Annotated in this window: 18 protein-coding genes and 1 tRNA gene; 10 read left to right on the top strand and 9 right to left on the bottom strand. The window is 59.3% G+C overall.

The window, feature by feature from the left end; genetic code table 11:
• Positions 1 to 96 precede the first annotated feature (96 nt).
• The 3 genes from HNP33_RS20060 (at position 97) to HNP33_RS20070 (ending at position 907) form a co-directional block, all read left to right on the top strand.
• The gene (locus tag HNP33_RS20060; protein WP_184711648.1) at positions 97 to 312 is read left to right on the top strand and encodes a hypothetical protein; all 216 of its coding nucleotides are present in this window, start codon (positions 97 to 99) and stop codon (positions 310 to 312) included.
• A gap of 3 nt (positions 313 to 315) precedes the next feature.
• Positions 316 to 552 (top strand): hypothetical protein, encoded by a 237-nt coding sequence (locus HNP33_RS20065; protein WP_184711647.1) that lies wholly within the window; start codon positions 316 to 318, stop codon positions 550 to 552.
• 91 nt (positions 553 to 643) lie between these two features.
• Entirely contained in the window at positions 644 to 907 is a 264-nt protein-coding gene (locus HNP33_RS20070) for a helix-turn-helix domain-containing protein (protein ID WP_184711646.1), read from the top strand.
• Here the strand turns inward: HNP33_RS20070 and HNP33_RS20075 are convergent.
• From HNP33_RS20075 to HNP33_RS20100, 6 genes are all read right to left on the bottom strand, one after another.
• The gene (locus HNP33_RS20075; protein WP_184711645.1) at positions 854 to 1,969 is read right to left on the bottom strand and encodes a site-specific integrase; all 1,116 of its coding nucleotides are present in this window, start codon (positions 1,967 to 1,969) and stop codon (positions 854 to 856) included. The genes HNP33_RS20070 and HNP33_RS20075 overlap by 54 nt on opposite strands.
• Positions 1,970 to 2,140: 171 nt before the next feature.
• Positions 2,141 to 2,216 (bottom strand) — tRNA-Val (locus HNP33_RS20080).
• A 16-nt stretch (positions 2,217 to 2,232) separates the two neighbouring features.
• Positions 2,233 to 2,505, bottom strand: coding sequence for an HU family DNA-binding protein (locus tag HNP33_RS20085; RefSeq protein ID WP_021026954.1), 273 nt, complete (start codon positions 2,503 to 2,505; stop codon positions 2,233 to 2,235).
• Positions 2,506 to 2,811: 306 nt separating this feature from the next.
• Positions 2,812 to 3,378: a CDP-diacylglycerol--glycerol-3-phosphate 3-phosphatidyltransferase gene (gene pgsA, locus HNP33_RS20090; RefSeq protein WP_184711644.1), complete on the bottom strand. Its 567-nt coding sequence runs from the start codon at positions 3,376 to 3,378 to the stop codon at positions 2,812 to 2,814.
• 71 nt (positions 3,379 to 3,449) lie between these two features.
• Positions 3,450 to 5,432 (bottom strand): excinuclease ABC subunit UvrC, encoded by a 1,983-nt coding sequence (gene uvrC, locus HNP33_RS20095; RefSeq protein WP_184711643.1) that lies wholly within the window; start codon positions 5,430 to 5,432, stop codon positions 3,450 to 3,452.
• A 116-nt stretch (positions 5,433 to 5,548) separates the two neighbouring features.
• Entirely contained in the window at positions 5,549 to 6,778 is a 1,230-nt protein-coding gene (locus HNP33_RS20100) for a CaiB/BaiF CoA transferase family protein (RefSeq protein WP_184711642.1), read from the bottom strand.
• Between the two features lie 95 nt (positions 6,779 to 6,873).
• Between HNP33_RS20100 and earP the strand changes: the two genes are divergently transcribed.
• From earP to HNP33_RS20125, 5 genes are all read left to right on the top strand, one after another.
• On the top strand, positions 6,874 to 7,956 hold the full coding sequence (gene earP / locus HNP33_RS20105; RefSeq protein WP_184711641.1) for an elongation factor P maturation arginine rhamnosyltransferase EarP: 1,083 nt from the start codon (positions 6,874 to 6,876) through the stop codon (positions 7,954 to 7,956).
• A 164-nt stretch (positions 7,957 to 8,120) separates the two neighbouring features.
• Complete coding sequence (efp, locus tag HNP33_RS20110) at positions 8,121 to 8,675, top strand: elongation factor P (protein WP_184711640.1); 555 nt, start codon at positions 8,121 to 8,123, stop codon at positions 8,673 to 8,675.
• Positions 8,676 to 8,864: 189 nt separating this feature from the next.
• Positions 8,865 to 9,497, top strand: a complete 633-nt coding sequence (locus tag HNP33_RS20115) for a DUF2239 family protein (RefSeq protein WP_184711639.1) — start codon at positions 8,865 to 8,867, stop codon at positions 9,495 to 9,497.
• 133 nt (positions 9,498 to 9,630) lie between these two features.
• Positions 9,631 to 11,040: an MATE family efflux transporter gene (locus tag HNP33_RS20120; protein ID WP_221452152.1), complete on the top strand. Its 1,410-nt coding sequence runs from the start codon at positions 9,631 to 9,633 to the stop codon at positions 11,038 to 11,040.
• Between the two features lie 155 nt (positions 11,041 to 11,195).
• Complete coding sequence (locus HNP33_RS20125; RefSeq protein ID WP_184711638.1) at positions 11,196 to 12,008, top strand: PPK2 family polyphosphate kinase; 813 nt, start codon at positions 11,196 to 11,198, stop codon at positions 12,006 to 12,008.
• A gap of 121 nt (positions 12,009 to 12,129) precedes the next feature.
• On the opposite strand, the gene rimO is transcribed toward HNP33_RS20125, so the two are convergent.
• Both rimO and phaR read right to left on the bottom strand, forming a co-directional pair.
• Positions 12,130 to 13,542, bottom strand: a complete 1,413-nt coding sequence (rimO, locus tag HNP33_RS20130; RefSeq protein WP_184711637.1) for a 30S ribosomal protein S12 methylthiotransferase RimO — start codon at positions 13,540 to 13,542, stop codon at positions 12,130 to 12,132.
• 199 nt (positions 13,543 to 13,741) lie between these two features.
• Complete coding sequence (gene phaR / locus HNP33_RS20135; RefSeq protein WP_418903867.1) at positions 13,742 to 14,272, bottom strand: polyhydroxyalkanoate synthesis repressor PhaR; 531 nt, start codon at positions 14,270 to 14,272, stop codon at positions 13,742 to 13,744.
• Between the two features lie 607 nt (positions 14,273 to 14,879).
• On the opposite strand from phaR, the gene HNP33_RS20140 reads away from it, so the two are divergent.
• On the top strand, positions 14,880 to 16,910 hold the full coding sequence (locus HNP33_RS20140) for a putative bifunctional diguanylate cyclase/phosphodiesterase (RefSeq protein ID WP_221452153.1): 2,031 nt from the start codon (positions 14,880 to 14,882) through the stop codon (positions 16,908 to 16,910).
• On the opposite strand, the gene HNP33_RS20145 is transcribed toward HNP33_RS20140, so the two are convergent.
• On the bottom strand, positions 16,907 to 17,320 hold the full coding sequence (locus HNP33_RS20145; protein WP_184711635.1) for a DUF4124 domain-containing protein: 414 nt from the start codon (positions 17,318 to 17,320) through the stop codon (positions 16,907 to 16,909). The genes HNP33_RS20140 and HNP33_RS20145 overlap by 4 nt on opposite strands.
• 281 nt (positions 17,321 to 17,601) lie before the next feature.
• On the opposite strand from HNP33_RS20145, the gene HNP33_RS20150 reads away from it, so the two are divergent.
• Entirely contained in the window at positions 17,602 to 19,092 is a 1,491-nt protein-coding gene (locus HNP33_RS20150; RefSeq protein ID WP_221452154.1) for a DUF11 domain-containing protein, read from the top strand.
• Positions 19,093 to 19,428 lie beyond the last annotated feature (336 nt).

Genomic DNA, 19,428 nt, shown 5'->3' on the forward strand with positions numbered 1-19,428 from the left:
TATTGGGCGGTGACTACACGGAAAACGGTCACTGGCCGTTTTTCATAGAAGAACTGGAGCAATACACATCCGCGCTCGCGGCACTGGAGGTGAGGCATGAGTGATGCAGTTTTTCTGATGCTATGGCTATGCCCAGCCTTCATCGCTCTGTGCGTGGCCTTTGGGGCCATTAAGGATGACGAGCCGGTCTATGGTGTGATTTTTATTGCCGTGGCCATCATTCCATTCGCAGCCATGATCGGCCTCGTTGTTGCTTTGATCTATGGCGCCTTCTGGTCTGCCATCAAGATCGTTGAGAAGGCATGGAGGTGAGGGATGAAGCCCAGCTACGAAACCCAAATCCTCGCTGCGCTGGACGGCCCAGGGGGCTGGGCCACCGGCGACATTGCCAGACAGTGCAAGCCCATGCGAGGCAACAACCGAAACCAGCATTCAGCATTCATCCGTCAGAAGCTGCTGGCATTGCAGTCCGAAGGCAAGGTAAAGCCCATGGATGACCAGAAGCCCGTTTGCTGGGTATTGGCGGGAGGAGCCCCCAATGAGACCAACTAGGCGTCAAATCCGCCGCGCCAAGAAAGAGCGCGAGCAAGACAAATGGAACCAGCCCCGCTCTTGATGCGGGGTTCTTTTTTGGAAAAACACAATGACCTCACCCACCGTCAACATAGCAGGCGCTGCAGAGATCCTGAAAGTTCACCCTCAGACTGTGCGCGACCTAATCAACGCAGGCAACTTGCCAGCTGCGCGCGTCGGCTCAGCCTACGTCCTCCTGACCAAGCACGTTCTGGATTACGCCGAGAAAGCCATCATGGCGCAGACTGCAGACAGGCTGATAAGCAAGAGCAAGCCACGATCACCAAAGCGCGTCAGCAAGGTCAGTGCCTCGCAAATTGGCGTAACGCATTAACATGCGCTGCGATTTGTGGCCAGTGATTTTCATAATCTGCGTATCTGTGAGCTTGGTACGCTCGAAGAATCGGCTTGTGGCCTCGTGCCGCAAGTCGTGGAAGCGAAGGCCTGGACATATTGCCTGCTCAAAAATTTCCGCAAATTCACTCGACAGCTTGTCTGACACTGCATTCAGACTGCTCGTATCCCCATCCCACCACGGGAAAATCGGCGCACCAGGCGCAAGCGAACCGACATCAGTAAGGTACGCCTGCAGCACTTCACGCGCAACACTAGACAACGGCACTTGACGCTTGCTGCCGTTCTTCGTCTTCTCCAAAAATACCGTTTTCCGCCCCAGGTCCACCTGCTCTGCAGTCAAGGTGAACATTTCACGCAACCGCATTGCGGTCTCTACAGCCAGGACGAACAAGCAGCGATACGCAGATTTCGGCTCCAATGCAAAGGGCCGCTGCTTGCGATCAAGAAAGCCTTGTTCGATTTTGGCGAGCACCTGCTCATACTCGCCGCGCTCCAGGCGACGGTCGCGCTCAATGTCTTCCCGCCTCACTCCGGCAATAGCACTGTCTGCACTTGTGTACTGCGAATACCCATCGGGCAGTGTGCGCAACGGGTGATCGGGCATCGTCAACAAACCTTTGCGCATGCCCCAATCTGTACATCTGGCCAGAGCCCCCACCTTTGCCCGTATTGTTGCAGGCGCCAATTTATCGAGGCGCTTCATCTCAGTGATCCATGCATCCACCCAAGCAGCATTGAGTTCCGTCAACGGCACCTGGCCGTGCTTGTCGATGATCGTGCCGAAGTTTCCGCGATCCTTTGCCGAGGGGTGCGCGTCGCGCTCGTACTCTCGCACCAACTCTGCGATGGTGAGCACGCGCTCTTGCTGCTGGTGCTCCGCCGGAACGATGCCCCGGGACAGGAGCGCATCAAGGCGCGCTGCATACTCATCCCCCTCGGCCTCTGTGCTGAACGTCAGGTAGATGGGTTTATCTAGCACGCCCTTTTTCTTGAATACATACTGCCATGAACCGTTGGGGAACTGCTTTTTTCCTGCCATGCCTCTTGCCGAATTGATTGGTTTGCAGGCCGCGAGTCTACGCCTAGGTAAGTTGGTAAGCAATCAAATTCGGCTGGTATGGGCTGATCTGGGCTGACCCTCTGGCGGGTAAATAGACAAAGAAAAAACCCCTTAGATAACTCTAAGGGGTTGATTTTGCTGGTTATTAAGTGGTGGGTGCTGACGGGGTCGAACCGCCGACCTACGCCTTGTAAGGGCGCCGCTCTACCAACTGAGCTAAGCACCCCACCTGATAACCTGAATTAGTTCAGAGCATCTTTCAATGCTTTACCGGGGCGGAACTTAGGCACCTTGGCAGCCTTGATCTTGATCGCTGCGCCAGTGCGGGGATTACGACCCGTACGAGCTGCGCGCTTACCAACAGCAAAAGTACCAAAACCTACCAGAGAGACTGTACCACCTTTTTTCAAGGTTTTCTTCACTGCATCAATGGTGGACTCCAGCGCGCGAGCAGCGGCAGCCTTGGAAATGTCAGCATTATTAGCAATGTGCTCAATGAGTTCAGTTTTATTCACAAGCAGCCTCTATAAATCAAGAGAGTTAAGGAAGTGTGTATCTTGAAATTATGGGCAGTAAGGGCGTGGCCCGTAAAGCCTTAGATCGCAAAAACAACACCACTGGGAAAAAGCATTTTGTCTCAACCCCAGTGCCTTGGCAACGAAAGGATTCTAGACGGATTTTTCTGGGTGATCGCGAAAAAAATGACTTTTTTTCAGCCTGATCGATTGGCTGGTGCCTGATGGAGTCAAGCCCAGCGCACCTGGCAAGCCAATTGGTTCGCCCAGACGCGATGCAGTCTAGCGCAAACCGGAGCGCTTGCACTACGAATCAACCCTAGCCTTGATCTCGGGCAATGCCTTTTGCAGATAGTAGACCATGGACCACACGGTCAGTACGGCAGCCGCCCAGATGAGCCAGGTTCCCCACACGCCGGTATCGACGGGGCCAATCTTTCCGTCGTAGAGAAGGAACGGAATGGCCACCATCTGCACCGTGGTCTTGATCTTGCCAATCATGTGTACGGCCACGCTCTTGCTGGCGCCGATGCGTGCCATCCATTCGCGCAGTGCCGAGATCGCGATTTCGCGTCCGATGATGATGAGGGCCACAAACACGTCGGCGCGCTGCAGGTAGACGAGAACCAGCAGCGAAGCACACACCAGAAATTTGTCGGCCACCGGATCGAGAAACGCCCCGAATGACGAGGTCTGGTTGAGCCGGCGGGCGAGAAAACCATCGAGCCAATCCGTGAAGGCAAACACCACGAACATGACGCTGGCCCACAGATTCTTCGTGGCCATGTCCAGGGGCGAGTAATACACGCCGATGATGAGCGGGATCGCGACGATGCGCGTCCAGGTCATGATGGTGGGGATGGTGAAAAACATGCATGTATTGTGGCATGCAATGGCCCGCCGGCACGGCCCTTGTTGTGACACATTGCCATGCGCGCCAACGCTCAATGCAGGGCTTTGTAGATATCCTCTGCGAGTGCTGCCGAGATGCCTTCCACTGTCATCAGGTCATCCACACTGGCATCCTCTACGCCGCGTACGCCACCAAAGCGCTGCAGTAGCCTCGCCCGCTTCTTGGGGCCCACACCCGGTATTTCTTCAAGGCTGCTGCCGCCAACGCGGACCTTGGCACGCGCTGCGCGCATGCCGGTGATGGCAAAGCGGTGCGCTTCATCGCGAATCTGCGCAACCAGCATGAGCGCGGCCGAATCCTTGCCCAGATAGACCTTGTCGCGGCCATCGCAGAACACCAGCTCTTCCAGGCCCACCTTGCGGCCCTCGCCCTTTTCCACGCCCACGATGCGAGAAAGATCAAGCCCGAGTTCCGTGAACACTTCGCGCGCCACGCCCACCTGGCCCTTGCCGCCGTCGATCAGCACGATATCGGGCAGCCTCGCACTGCCCTGCGCGACTTCCGCACCACCTGCATCGCGCTGCGCCTCCGCGACCTTGCTGTAGCGGCGGGTGAGCACCTGGCGCATGGCGGCGTAGTCGTCGCCACCAGTAATACCCTCGATCTTGTAGCGCCGGTATTCGCTGCTCTGCATTTTGTGGTGGTGAAACACCACGCATGAGGCCTGCGTGTTTTCGCCTGCGGTGTGCGATATGTCGAAGCACTCGATGGTCAGCTGGTCGATGTCGTCCTGGGGGAGATCCAGCGCATCGACCAGCGCACGCGTGCGCGCCTGCTGGGAGCCTTCTTCGGCGAGCAGGCGCGCCAGCTGCAGCTGCGCATTCTTCTCGGCCATCTCCAGCCATACGCGGCGCTCCTCGCGCGGCTGCGAGACCGCGGCTATGCGCTGTCCCACCTGCTCTGACAGTGCCCGCAGCAGCGAGGTGTCGACCGGATCACTCACCACAAGCACCGGCGGCGGCGCCACCTGCAGGTAGTGCTGCGCCACAAAGGCTTCCAGTACGCGCGACTCCACATGCTTTACCGGCTGGCTGCGACCATCAGGAGAGCGCTGATTGCTATTATTTTCTTCAAGATCAGCCTGTGCGATGGCGGTGCTGTCCTCGACATGCACCGGAAAATAGGCGCGATCGCCCAGGTGCCGTCCGCCACGCACCATAGCCAGGTTGACGCAGGCTTTACCGCCTTGCACCTTGACGGCCAGGATGTCCACATCCCGGTCGTCGGTGGTCTCCACGCTCTGCTGGTGCAGCACACTGGCCAATGCCTTGATCTGGTTGCGAATTTCGGCCGCCTGCTCAAACTCCAGCTTGTCCGAATGCGCCATCATGCGCGCTTCCAGCGTCTTGAGCAGTGCGTCCGCTTCGCCACGTAGCATGGCTTCGGCATGCGCCACATCTGCAGCATAGTCCTCTGGTCCGATGTGCTCCACGCAAGGAGCACTGCAGCGCTTGATCTGGTAGAGCAGGCATGGCCGCGTGCGGTTGGTGAAAACGCTGTCTTCGCAGGTGCGCAGGCGAAAGACTTTCTGCAGCAGCAGGATCGTTTCCTTGACCGCCCAGGCATTGGGATAGGGGCCAAAGTAGCGGTGCTTCTTGTCGGTGGAGCCACGGTAATAGGCAATGCGCGGATAGGCCTGGCTGGGGGGCGCCTTCAGGTTGCCATCATGGATGGAGATGCCGGTGATCTTCAGATAAGGGTAGCTTTTGTCGTCCCGAAAGAGAATGTTGTACTTGGGATTGAGCGTCTTGATCAGGTTGTTTTCCAGCAGCAGCGCCTCGGCTTCCGAGCGCACCACCGTGGTTTCCATCCGGACGATCTTGCTGACCATGTGGCCGATCCGGGTGCCGCCGTGGTCCTTCTGAAAATAGCTGGATACACGGCGCTTCAGATTGATGGCCTTGCCCACATACAGCAGGGCATCGCTGGCGTCAAAGTAGCGGTATACGCCGGGCAACGCTGGCAGCGCGGCCACCTGGGCCAGAAGTTCGGAAGAATGCACGGGACTGGACATGGCACTATTGTGCTATGCCGTGGCGTACCCTGGCGGCAGCCGGAAAACTATGATTTTGATAGCTTTAGACGCTAATCAATCAAGCGCCATCCATCAATTTTCATCCCAACTGCAGTTTACTGGACGATGCCACGCTCGCGCAGTGCCGCAATCTGCTGCGCATCCAGCCCCATGGATTGCAGCACCGCATCGGTATCGTCACCCAGGTGCGGCGCGCTGCTGCGCACCGTTCCCGGTGTACCGCTGAGCTTGGGCACGATGCCCGGCACTTCGAGCGTGTGGCCATCGCGGGTGTGCTGCTGCAGAATCATCTGGCGCGCGCGGTAATGCGGGTCTTCCGCAATGTCCTTGGCGGTATAGACCTTGCCTGCGGGTACGCGGGCAGCAGCCAGCGCATCCATCACCTGGGCAATACCGCGCTCGGCCGTCCAGGCGCCGATGGCGGCATCGATCTCCTGCACCCGCGCCACGCGCCCTGCGTTGCCTGCCAGGTCTGGTGCATTGCCCAGATCGGGGCGGCCTATGGTGTCCATCAGCCGTTTGAATATGCTGTCGCCATTGCCAGCCACCAGTACCCAGCCGTCCTGGCAGGGATAGGCGTTGGAAGGCGCAATGCCAGGCAGCGCGCTACCTGCGGCTTCGCGCACGACACCAAAGGCGCTGTATTCGGGGATCAGGCTTTCCATCACGTTGAAGACCGCTTCATGCAGGGCCACATCGATCACCTGGCCGGCTCCCCCGTTCACCTTGCGGTGGTAGAGCGCCATCATTACACCAATCACGCCATGCAGCGCCGCCAGGGTATCGCCAATCGACACCCCTACCCGCACCGGCACGCGACCGGGCTCGGCCGTCAGATGGCGCAGGCCGCCCATGGCTTCACCAATCACGCCAAAGCCGGGCAGATCGCGGTACGGGCCACTCTGGCCGTAGCCCGAGATACGCAGCATCACCAACCCTGGATTGATCGCATGCAGCTCCTGGGGCGACATGCCCCAGGCCTCCAGCGTGCCGGGGCGAAAGTTCTCCACCAGCACATCGGCCTCGGCAATAAGGCGGCGGGCGATGTCCTGCGCCTCTTGCTGCCGCAGATCGAGCGCGACCGACTTCTTGTTGCGCGACTGCACCTGCCACCAGACGGAGGTGCCGTTCTGCAGCAACCGCCAGTTGCGCAGCGGATCGCCCGTGCCTGTGGCTTCGATCTTGATCACCTCGGCACCAAATTCGCCCAGGGTCTTGCCACAGAACGGCCCGGCAATCAATTGCCCCATCTCCACGACCTTGATACCCTGCAGCGCCGCAGGGCCGGGATCCTGTTGAAGAAGATTTGCAGTGTTCGTATCCATGGGCATGCCTCCGTCTTTCATGGCTGAGCAACATTGTCGCCCAGCGCAGTGGCGGCACGAGTGTTCATGGAGACTGCACTATCATCGCCCTCCTGATGCATGACGCCCCCTCCACCCCTCGCCCCGTCTGGGATATCTTTTGCCAGGTGATCGACAATTTTGGCGACATCGGCGTGTGCTGGCGGCTGGCCGCCGATCTGGCGCAACGCGGCTGCCAGGTGCGCCTGTGGGTGGACGATGCCAGCGCCCTGGCCTGGATGGCGCCACACGGCGCGCGCCAGGTGCAGGTATTGCCGTGGCCCCTGCTGGCCCCGGCAGATGGCCCGGGCGACGTAGTGATCGAGGCCTTTGGCTGCGAAATCCCTCAGGCCTTTCAGCAGGCCATTGCAAGTAAGGCGCAAGACAAACCTCGCACGCCAGTCTGGATCAATCTGGAATACCTTTCTGCGCAAGATTATGTGGAACGCTGCCACCGCCTGCCCTCTCGCCTGATGAGCGGGCCTGCCGCGGGGCTCACGCGTTGGTTCTTCTACCCTGGATTCACCCCCAAAACCGGTGGCCTGCTGCGCGAAGCAGACCTGGCAAAACGCCAGGCCGCATTTGACCGCTCTGCCTGGCGTGCCCGCCATGGTCTGCAGGTCAGTGACGTCGTTTTTTCGCTGTTCTGCTATGAACCTGCCGCTTTCGCGCAGGTATTTGCTGCCAGCGCAAGCCATGCGCAGTGGCTGGTCACGCCCGGGCGCCCCACAGCGCTGGTGCAGGCAACGCCCGAGGCGGCGACCGCCTCCAATGTCCACTACCTGCCCACCGGCACCCAACAGCAGTTTGACGAGATGCTGTGGGCCAGCGACCTGAACTTTGTCCGCGGCGAAGACTCCCTCGTGCGTGCCATCTGGGCAGGCAAGCCCTTCATCTGGCAGATCTATCCGCAGGATGACAACGCCCACCACGCCAAGCTGGCAGCTTTCCTGGATTGGCTGAACGCCCCGGCCAGCCTGCGGCTGGCCCACGCAGTGTGGAACGGCATCTCCGCCGCAGATGACACCTTGCAGTGGCAAGCACCCGACGCGGCCGTGCTTGATGCATGGTCGCAGTGCGTGCAGGCTGCACGCCACAGGTTGCTGGGGCAGGCGAGCCTTGCCCAACAGCTCATGGCGTTTGCGGGCGAAAAAGGTTAGAATCGAAGTCTTTGCGCTTTTCCGCCTTTGGATCGCCAATCGGCCCAACGGATGCGCTCAACGCCGCGGAACATGCTACGGCGCAGCACAGGCAGTGCCTTCGTCCACTGCATCATTTGCCGCCCGTAGCCGTTTGAGCGGCCCCAACACAGGCAAATACTGCTATGAAAATCGCTCAAGAAATCCGCGCCGGCAACGTGATCATGTTCGGCAAAGACCCGATGATCGTCCTGAAGACCGAATACGCTCGCGGCGGCCGTGGTGCTGCTACCGTGCGCATGAAGCTCAAGAGCCTGATCGGCAACTTCGGCACGGAAAACGTGTTCAAGGCCGACGACAAGATCGACAACGTGATCCTGGACAAGAAGGATTGCACCTACTCGTACTTCGCAGACCCCATGTATGTGTGGATGGACCCCGAGTTCAACCAGTACGAAGTGGAAGCCGAAAACATGGCTGACGCGCTGAACTACCTGGAAGACGGCATGGAAGCTGAAGTCGTGTTCTACGACGGCAAGGCCATCTCGGTGGAACTGCCCACCACCATCGTGCGCGAAATCACCTGGACCGAGCCAGCCGTGAAGGGCGATACCTCCGGCAAGGTGCTCAAGCCTGCCAAGATCGCCACCGGCTTTGAAGTGGCCGTGCCACTGTTCGTGAGCCAGGAAGACAAGATCGAAATCGACACCCGCACCGGCGAATACCGCAAGCGCGTGTAATGCGGCGCTGGCCCGGCGCCAGCCCTGCAGATCAACACCTTACCAAGCCTCCGGTCATCGACCTGGAGGCTTTTTTGCGTCCATTGCCTCCATTCCAAACCAGAAACATATTTTTACCCCTTTAAAATACACATTTATTTTTGCCCCGGTAGAATCTCGCTCCATATTGATCGAAATTCTGGATTCACCATGGGCCACGACCAAGCCGCTACGCGGCTGACCATTTTTCAAGGCACGCATCGCGTACTGCAGGCAGACCGGCTGAGCGTGTTGCGCTATCTGCAGAACCACGACGAACTGCATCCGCAAGGCAGCACACCTGCGCCATGGGTATTTGACGATGCCACTGGTTTGCGGCTGGATTTGAATTGGCGTGCCGAACTGGCAGAGCATCCATCCTCCCTGTCGCCAAGCTCCGCAGCCAATACCCCATCGGCAACTGCCGGCGACAGCCGCAGCGCCACCCAGACCCGATCACGCGCGGTTGGCCGCCCCAAACTGGGCGTGGTATCACGGGAAGTCACCCTGCTGCCGCGCCACTGGGAATGGCTGGGCCGCCAGCCTGGCGGCGCCTCAGCTGCCTTGCGCCGCCTGATTGAAGACGCCCGCAATGCCCACGCAGAGCAGGATGCCCGCCGCGCCGCAACAGAAGCCACCTACCAGTTCATGCAGGAAATGGCTGGAGACCAGCCCGGCTTTGAAGAAGCCTGCCGGGCACTGTTTGCCCGAAAGGAATCGGCCTTCCAACTGCAGACCCAGGGCTGGCCGGATGACGTGCAGGCCTATCTCCACCAGCTCAGCCGCGCCGTCTGGACGGGTTGATCTACGCCACCCGGTCATCACCAATCCAGTGGTGGGCACCAGGCACGGGCCTCCTGGCTCATGCCGCACGCGATAACGCCCAGCCTGCAGCCCTCCTTCTTCTCCCACTTGCCCTCTACAACCACTACAACATATGCAAGCATCCACTTCTCGCGTGCCTGCTGCTGCACCTACCCCGCAGCAGCAAGGCCCAACTCCACAACAGCGCCCGCTGTGGAAAGTGTTCATGGTCTTTCTGGGGCCCATGATTCTGTCGAACATTCTGCAGTCGCTCTCGGGCACGCTCAACAGCATGTTTCTGGGCCAGATGATGGGGTTCAAGGCGCTGGCAGCAGTTGCGGCGTTCTTCCCGGTAATGTTCGTGTTCATTGCCTTTGTCATTGGCCTGGGCGCCGGGGCTTCGGTGCTGATCGGGCAGGCCTGGGGCGCGCGCCAGCTGGACAAGGTGCGCGCCATTGCCGGTACCACCTTGCTCGTAGGCCTGATCTTTGGCGCCGTGGTAGCCGTGTTTGGCGGACTGTTTACGCGCCCCATCATGCAGCTGCTGGGCACACCGGCAGACATTCTGGAGCAAGCGACCATTTACTCCCGCATCGTGCTCCTGGGCATGCCCGGTTTGTTTGTGTTCCTGCTGGCCACCTCGCTGCTGCGCGGCGTAGGCGATACGCTCACGCCGATGTGGTCGCTGATTCTGTCCACCGCCATCGGCCTTGTCAGCACACCCGCACTGATTGCAGGCTGGTGGGGCCTGCCCCAGCTGGGCGTGGCCAGTGCGGGGGTATCGATGATCCTGGGCTTCAGCATCGCCCTGGTCTGGCTGGGTGTGCACCTGCGCCACCAGGGCAGCGCACTCGCACCGGGCCGCGCGCTCCTCAGGGCCATGCGCATTGATACAGTGCTTCTCAAAGGCGTGCTGCGCGTTGGCATTCCCACCGGTGTGCTGATGATTGCCACATCGCTTGCGGGTCTGGTGGTGATGTCCCTGATCAATGGCTTTGGCTCCAGCGCCACGGCCGCGTATGGCGCCGTCAATCAGATCAATTCCTTTGCCCAGTTTCCCCTGATCTCGATTGCGATCACCGCATCCATCCTGGGCGCGCAAGCCATCGGCGCAGGCCATAGTGAGCGCCTGCCAGCCATCGCGCGCACTGCCCTCACCATCAATCTGGCTCTGGGCGGCGCTACTGCGCTCGTGGGCTCGGTGTTCGCCCGGCCGCTTCTGCGCATCTTCATTACCGACGAGCAGGTGCTGCATGTGGCCGTCGAATTGCTGTACATCGTGCTCTGGAGCGGCCTGCTGTTTGGCGCTTTTGCATCGCTGTCGGCACTGATGCGTGCCAGCGGCGATGTGGTGGTTCCCACCGCCATCACCATTGCCGTGCTGACCGTGCTTGAATTGCCTCTGGCCTGGCTGCTGAGCCAACGCTTTGGCCTGATCGGCATCTGGATGGCGTTTCCGCTCTCCTACAGCATCACCCTCGGGCTGCAGACCTGGTACTACAAGGCAGTCTGGAAGAAGCGGCCCATCCGCAAAATGGTGTAAGCCCCTGCTTGCAGCCCAGGCCACGACAACACTACGTTGATAGGGCATAGGGCGGGCGTGATTCGCCGTTGCAACATGTGCACACCCAAGCGGTGACAGCCTGCGAGAAAACTGAAATCATAGGCAGCTTGCACTTGCTGCGCTGATACACACTTATGCCCGATACCAAGAAATACCGCGTTCCCACCAAAGGCAGGGTCAAACTGGCCGATTACGATCCCGCAGCAACACCGTTTGCGCACGACAGCATCAAAGCCCAGGAGAAAGACCTCAAAGCGCTGAACCAACAACTGGCCCGCTTGGCGCGCCCGCTGCAGGCAGAGGGCAAGCGTTCCATCCTGCTGGTACTGCAGGGCATGGACGCCTCGGGCAAGGACGGTACGGTACGCGGCGTGTTCAAATACACCAGCCCGCTGGGCGTGCGGCTGGTCACCTTCAAGGCGCCCTCCAAGGAAGAGCTGGCCCACGACTACCTGTGGCGCTGCCATGCCATGGTGCCGGCCAAGGGCGAAATCGGGGTGTGGAACCGCAGCCATTACGAAGACGTGCTGGTGCCCGTCGTCAACCAGTGGATCGGCAGGGACACGACACGACAGCGCTATGCGCAGATCAACGATTTTGAGCGCCTGCTGACCGAGAACGGCACCACCGTTCTCAAGTGCATGCTGCACATCAGCAAGGACGAGCAGCGCAAGCGCCTGCAGGAGCGCATCGATACCCCCGAAAAGCGCTGGAAGTTCAGCCTGGGCGATCTAGACGTACGCAAGCAGTGGGACGACTACCAGCAGGCTTACGAAGACCTGCTGGAGGCAACCTCGACCGCGCATGCGCCCTGGTACATCATTCCGGCTGACGACAAGCTGCACCGCAACCTGATGGTGAGCACCCTGCTCAACCACACGCTGTTGGACATGCAGCCCACATACCCGGTGGACTATCCCGAACTCGCTGGCCTGCAGGTAGTCTGAGCCCCTTTCCTGCGGCACGATCAAACAGCATTTTTCAAACAAAAAAGCTGCTGGCGCGCATTGAACGCACGCCAGCAGCTATTATTTTTATAGTATTTAAGCGCCGATCAGGATCAGACAGTTAGACAGGGATGCCCACCAGGTCATGCCCCTGGCTGCGCAGGATACGCACCTTGATCAGCTCGCCCACCTTGTAGGTCTTGCTGGCCTTCTCTGGTGGCATCAGGTGAACCACGCCATCGATTTCAGGTGCATCGGCATAGGTGCGGGCCACGCCGCCTTTCTTGCCCAGACCAATGGACTTGTCCACCAGCACCTGCATGGTCTGGCCGACACGGCGCTCCAGGCGTTTGGCAGACACTTCTTCAGCCACCTCCATGAAACGGGCACGACGCGCCTCACGCACCTCCTGCGGCAGCATGCCCGGCAGGTCGTTGGCAGTTGCACCTTCTACCGGGCTGTATGCAAAGCAGCCAGCGCGGTCAATCTCGGCCTCGCGGATGAAGTCCAGCAGATGCTCGAACTCCTCTTCGGTCTCGCCCGGAAAGCCTGCAATGAAGGTGGAGCGAATCACCAGCTCAGGGCAGATCTTGCGCCATTCCTTGATCCGCTCCAGGTTCTTTTCGCCGCTGGCAGGGCGCTTCATGCGCTTCAATACATCGGGGTGGCTGTGCTGCAGCGGCACATCCAGGTACGGAAGCACCAGGCCTTGCGCCATCAGAGGCAGGATGGCATCCACGGTTGGGTAGGGATAGACATAGTGCAAGCGCACCCAGGCGCCATAGGGCTTGGCCAGCTCACCAAGCGTCTGCACCAGCTCCAGCATGCGGGTCTTGACAGGTTTACCGTCCCAGAAGCCCGTGCGGTATTTCACATCCACGCCATAGGCCGAAGTATCCTGGCTGATCACCAGCAACTCTTTCACACCACCTTCAAACAGCGCCTTGGCTTCCTTGAGCACATCGCCGATCGGGCGGCTGACCAGATCGCCCCGCATCGACGGGATGATGCAGAAAGTACAGCGGTGGTTGCAACCCTCGCTGATCTTGAGGTAGGCGTAGTGCTTGGGCGTGAGCTTGATGCCCGCTTCACCAAAGCTGCCCGGCACCAGATCAATGAAAGGATCATGCGGCTTGGGCAGGTTGGTGTGCACGGCATCCATCACCTCCTGCGTGGCGTGCGGCCCCGTCACTGCCAGCACGCTGGGGTGCATCTGCTTGACCATGTTGCCGCCGTTCTCACCCATCTTGGCGCCAAGGCAGCCGGTCACGATCACCTTGCCATTCTCGGCCAGTGCTTCGCCAATCGTGTCCAGGCTCTCCTTGACAGCGTCGTCGATGAAGCCGCAGGTATTCACGATCACCAGATCCGCGCCCTCAAAGGTCTTGGAAGTCTGGTAGCCCTCTGCGCTCAATTGCGTCAGGATCAATTCACTGTCGGTCAGCGCCTTGGGGCAGCCCAGCGACACAAAGCCCACTTTGGGGACCTTGGCTGTGTCAGGGACGGAATTCGCGGGGGTGATGGTTTCGGTCATAGGGCGGGTATTTTCGCAGTTTTGCGTGAAAGCCCGCTGCGCAAGGGTTTGTGCGCAACGTGCCGCCCGGCCCGCAGCCCAGCTCAGAAATCATAAAAAGCCCGCCAGCGCTTATTGCACGTGCGGGCTTAGCTATCAGTTTAGAAGCTTCCAGGCATCATATGGCACAGGCGGAAAACGCCAGCCCCGCCAGATGCAATCAGGATCGCTTGACGCCAAAGGCTGCCAGCATCTGCTCGGTCTGCTTTTGCATCTGCTCCTGCATCTGCTGAAAGAACTGCTGCGACTGCGCCTGGTAATTGCCTGCAGCAGCCGACATATCCTGCATGCCCATGAAGCTGCGCCACGCCTCGGGCGCTGCGCCCTTCATCTGATCGGCAAAGCGCGATTGCATCTCGGTAAACATCTGCACATTGCGCTCCAGGTACGAGCCCATGAAGCCCTGCATCGCATGGCCATAAAAACGGATGATGTTGGCCAGCATCGCTTCGGTGAACATGGGCGCGCCGCCCGCCTCTTCTTCCAGAATGATCTGTAGCAAGATGCTGCGCGTGAGGTCTTCGCCAGTTTTTGCGTCCTTGACGACAATCGGCTCATTCTGCATGACCAGACCTTTCACCTCTGCCAGGGTGATGTAGGCAGAGGTCTGGGTGTCATACAGACGACGGTTGGGATACTTCTTGATGACGCGCTCGGAAGCGGCTGCAATTCCTGGGGTGTTTTCCGACACGCGGATCTCCTGTCTCTTTCTGGCCTGAACAACGTGCTGATGCATGCCGCACCAACATGACTGGCACCGCAGTGCCGTTCCTTTGATTGTAGTGAGGCATGCACCTTATTGCGCTGCAGCACTTACCCTGATAAAAGTCTGCAACAGCGCTCTCCCGCAGCTGCGACCTCATGGTTTTGTAAACGAGACCCGTATTTGCGCATTTCCTGTTGGCGCTTCGCCTCTCGTTATTTATAAAAAATCTATATTTAATTATAAAAATAATAGATTATTTAAATTGTCAAATTAGTTTATCTTCTCTCTGGGACCGATACCATTTTGCCTATCGTTCCAGTAACTGCAATGTAAGCACAAGCGTATCCCATTCACAAACGGCAGCAATCTGTCGCTCTTTTCAACGGCTATAGGAAAAAGGAATGGTTATACTCTTTTTAACAAAATCAAAGGCGTAGCCTTGCCGTGCGCCACCCACCGGCCTTCCTTCGTGACAAATCCTCTGCACTATCTGCATCGCCCACAGCACCCGTCTGCTGCTGCCGCGGCCTGCACCCCAGGTAATGCAACAGCCACTCTCACGCCCACCCAGCTGCAGGCCATGGCAGATTGCATGCCACAACTCACCTGGATACAAGGCAGCGATGATCGGGCGCCCTACTGGAATCCGGCCTGGCAACGATGGGGAGCCCTGGCACAGACAGAGCTTGCCAGCGACTGGACCGCGCAGGCCCACCCTCAGGAGCGAGATGCCATACAGCAGCAATGGCTGAGTCAGCGCCAACCCCATGCAGGCGCCTGTGGGCATCTGGAATGCGATGCGCGCCTGCACCACCATTCAGGGGCTTATCGCTGGTGTCGCATCCTGGCCTACCCTATCGCCCTGGAAGGCGGTGAGTCTGCATGGCTGGTCAATGCGGTCGACATTCAGGATCAATTTGACCGATCTCATCTGCTCCAGGCGGAGGTGCTGGCCCAGTCACAGATGCTGGATGTCAGCATGGATTGCATCAAGGTCATCCGCCCCGATGGCTCGCTGGCCCACATGAACAAATCCGGCTGCGATGCGCTGGGCGTTGCACCGGATTCGGGCTTCGGCATGCAATGGCTCGGGCTGCTCCCGCCGGAAATCCGCCCGCGTGGCAAGCGCGCGTTGCGGCAGACCATGGCAGGCAAAAATGCGCGCTTTGAGGGCATCAGCCAGATTCCGGGCCAAAAGCCGCAGTATTGGGATAATGTGCTTACCCCCATCAAGGCGCCCGATGGCAGCGTCACGGCCATTCTCTGCGTATCACGCGATGTGACCTTGCAGCGCGAGACGACGCTGCACATGCGTGAAGCCAATGAGCAAGACGACCTGACCGGCCTGCCCAATCGCCGGGTCTTCAAGGCCAAGGTGCAGCAAATCATCAAACATGCACGCGAGCACGACCAGCAGTTTGGCATCATGCTGCTGGATCTGGACCACTTCAAGTACATCAACGATACCCTGGGCCATGTGGCAGGAGACCATTTGCTGCGCGTGCTCTCACGCCGGCTGTCGGCACTGCTTCCGCCCGGCTCGGTACTTGCACGCCTGGGTGGCGATGAATTCGCAATAGCAATCCGCCATATTGCGGACGACACCGATCTGCTGACCCTGGCCGAAATCGTGCGCCAGCAGATCAATGCGCCCATCAACTATGCCGGCCAACCCATCAACGGCGGCATGAGCATCGGCTGCGCGCTCTACCCCCGCGACGCGCGCGATACGTCAGGCCTGCTCAAATGCGCCGACACGGCGTTGAATGACATGAAGGCCATTGGACGCGGTGGTGTGCGCCTGTTCAGCAAGGAAATGCACGAGGCGACGATGCGCGCCGCTTCGCAGGTCAACCAGGCCCGGGAAATCGTACGCAACCACCTCGTCCAGCCCTACTACCAGCCCAAGGTCCATATCGACACGGGTGAAATCGTCGGATTTGAAGCCCTGCTGCGCTGGCAACCGCCCGAAGGCAGCGTGCAACTGCCGCACACTGTGGCAGAGGCATTCAAGGACTATGAGCTTGCAACCAAGATCAGTGACGCCATGCAAACGCGGGTGTTTGCCGACATTGCACAGTGGCTGTCGCTCGGCATCGCGGTACCGCCCATTTCCATCAATGCTGCGCCGGTCGAGTTTCTGCGCGACGACTTCGCAGAGCGCATGCTCAAGCGCTTGCACCAGCACCAGATTCCAACGCATCTGGTGGAGCTCGAAATCACCGAATACATCCTCGGCGACCGCGGTGCCGAACTGGTCGCCCGCGCACTGACCATGCTAAAAAATGCAGGGGTACGCATCGCACTCGATGACTTCGGCACCGGGCATTCGTCCTTCACCGATTTGCGCGACTACCCCGTCGACTGCCTGAAGATCGACATGAGCTTTGTCCAGCGCATGACCCATGAGCGTGCCATTCTGGCCATCGTCAAGGCCATGTGCCAATTAGGTACCGATCTGTCACTCGATATCGTGGCCGAGGGCATCGAAACCCAGGAGCAGCGCATGGCCCTCATCACTGCGGGTTGCCGCATCGGCCAAGGCTACCTGTTTGGCCGGGCCATGCCTGCGGCCACCGTGGTGCAATTGCTTGCACCACCCTCACCCTCTTCGCCCCTTTAGCCGCAGCGCTGCTTGAGCGCTTCAAAATCCTGCCGCTTCTGGTTGCGAATGGGTAGCGGCAGGGCGACGGACTCAGCCTCCACCTGCAGCCTCTGCATCTCTTGTGCACTGGGGCAATCGCTGGGACGCTCCGCCCCCGTCCCCGCCTGCGCAGCCGGAGCAGACGCCCCTGATGCGCCAGACGCGGAGGGAGATCGAGGCGCAGATGGCTTGCTGCCCTCGGCGGGATTGACACCCCGGCTTGATGGCGTCACCACCACCTCCTGCGCCTTTTGCCCGGCAGCACACGGCTCATCCTGAAAACTGGTGCGCCCATTGGCATCCACACACTTGTTGATGGCCCAGGCATTGCCGGCCCCCCCTCCCATCGAGACCAGCAATCCCAACACAGCCATGGCTATTTTTGACACGGGCTTTCCTTTGCATCGGTAGTTATGCAGGGAATTATGCGCGAGCAGCCTGTGGCCCGCTACACACCTTCATCCATGCCAGGCCCGCCAGGCATTCAAGCCTGTACAGCTATGCAGTGAAGGAGATCGCCTCTCCCTTGAACCGCTGCATATCCCATTGCATGCCAAGCCACACTTTGCCAAACACTGTCAACCTGAATAAGGCCGTGCTGCATTGCGAGGGTTTACGAACAAAATTGCATTGACCACTATCAATGTAACCACTCACTAATGAAAAAACTATGATGAAGAAACTTCGCTGGCTCGGCTTCGCACTTGCCTCAGCTGCCGTGGCCAACTATTCCCATGCGGTGGAGAATGAGGTCATCATGGATTTCGCAGGGCAGCCCAACAATCTGCCCTTGTATACCTCTGCGAGCGGTTTGGGAACGATGTCTGTGAGCCCTGCAGGCGGCGGCGGCTTTTCGGTCCCCGCAGGGCATACCGCATTTGTGACCTCGCCAGGGAGCGGGATCACCACCGTTTTTACGCCATCGAGCACCGCCGTACCCACGCGCATCGCGTTCTACGATCAGCGCGCCTCCACCTATCGCGACATCAGTGCCAAATGCCTCAATCCTTCAACGCAGGTCATCGAGCCTTGCGATTTGAGCAATGTGGCCAGCTTCCCCCGGACAAACAATCCAACGGGCGCAGCTCCGTACACGCAGGTTCCCGCGTATACATGGTTCGCAGCGCCCACCAGCATCCTGCGTGCGACCACCCCTGGGGCTGCCAACCAGAACATCCAGAGTAACGGTGGCTACATCACCCTGCCGCCCTACGTGCGGGAGATTACGGTAACCGCTTATGGATCAGGAAACGCGGACTTCTCTGGTACCGATATCTACATGGCAGACGCCCCCAGCGTCAGCAAAGCCTTTGCGCCTTCGGCAGTCACCCCCGGCGGGCAGACCACGCTGACAATCACCATCAAGAACCCAGGCTTGGGAGCCCCCATTCCCGCAGTCAACATCAGCGATGCATTGCCGGCGCCGCTCAAGCTCGTAAGCGCCTCGCATACCTGCACCGGCGGCACATTGACTGCCACGGCCGGCTCCAGCTCGCTCACCCTGACCGGGGCCACGCTGCCGGTGGCTGGCTGCCAGATATCTGCCGCGGTGGAATGGCCAGGCGATGCGACGGGTATTTCCGCCTGCACGGCGACCCCGACAGTTACGAATCGAATTACGCCACCAGCACAATTCAGCACAGCCGCCGGTCAACTTAATACCGAGGCACTGGCCGATCTCAGCTGCTCGTACACGCCACCTCCACCAGTGGTCAGCCTTGTTTGCACACCGACGGAGTTGTTCGATTCCCCGAACCAACAATCTGTTTGCACCATCACATCCAATACCGCAGCTGGGGCTTCCGGTTTGAATGTGAACCTGAGCTTGCCCCCAAGCAATCCAAGATACGCATCCACCTGCCCCGCCTTGATCACCATTGCGGGCGGCCAGACGTCCACCACCTGCACCATAACCGCTACTGCCAATACAGTGGTGGGCGATGGCGATGTGGTCGCCACACTGTCCATTGCGCCCCCCAGCAACGTAACCGACTACACCGTCACTGGTGCGCCAGCCCAGGTAACCGTCAAAGACGACGACAAGGCCAGCCCACAAGACGCGGCCCCCGTTCCATCGTTGAACAGCCTGGCCACCATGCTGCTGTCGCTGATTTTTGCTGCATTGGGTTGGGCCGCCCTTCAACGCAAGCGGGGCAATTAAGCGCATCTTCCTGAATGCAACGCCAGTCTGGGCCGATCGCCTGCGTCGCTGACATCGGCTTTCCCATGTGGTGAGCCTGCTCAAAAACAACCTGAGTATCCGCCCAGCAGATGGCCAATGTGTCCCGCTGCGGAGCTTCGCAAAATGCAAAAGAGGGGTAACTTTAGGTTACCCCTCTTTTTTTGAAATAAATCTCAAAAATATTTTCTCACCAGTATTTGATGGGATTTTACATCCTTCAGAATGGCTTTGTTGCATAAATCGGTTTGAGACTGAGTCTCCCCAAACCCCAGACGTAGTTATGCCACGGCCACCGTTTGGGGCGTGCCCAGCTCG

The organism is Comamonas odontotermitis, assembly GCF_014207855.1.
Classification (GTDB): domain Bacteria; phylum Pseudomonadota; class Gammaproteobacteria; order Burkholderiales; family Burkholderiaceae_C; genus Comamonas; species Comamonas odontotermitis_A.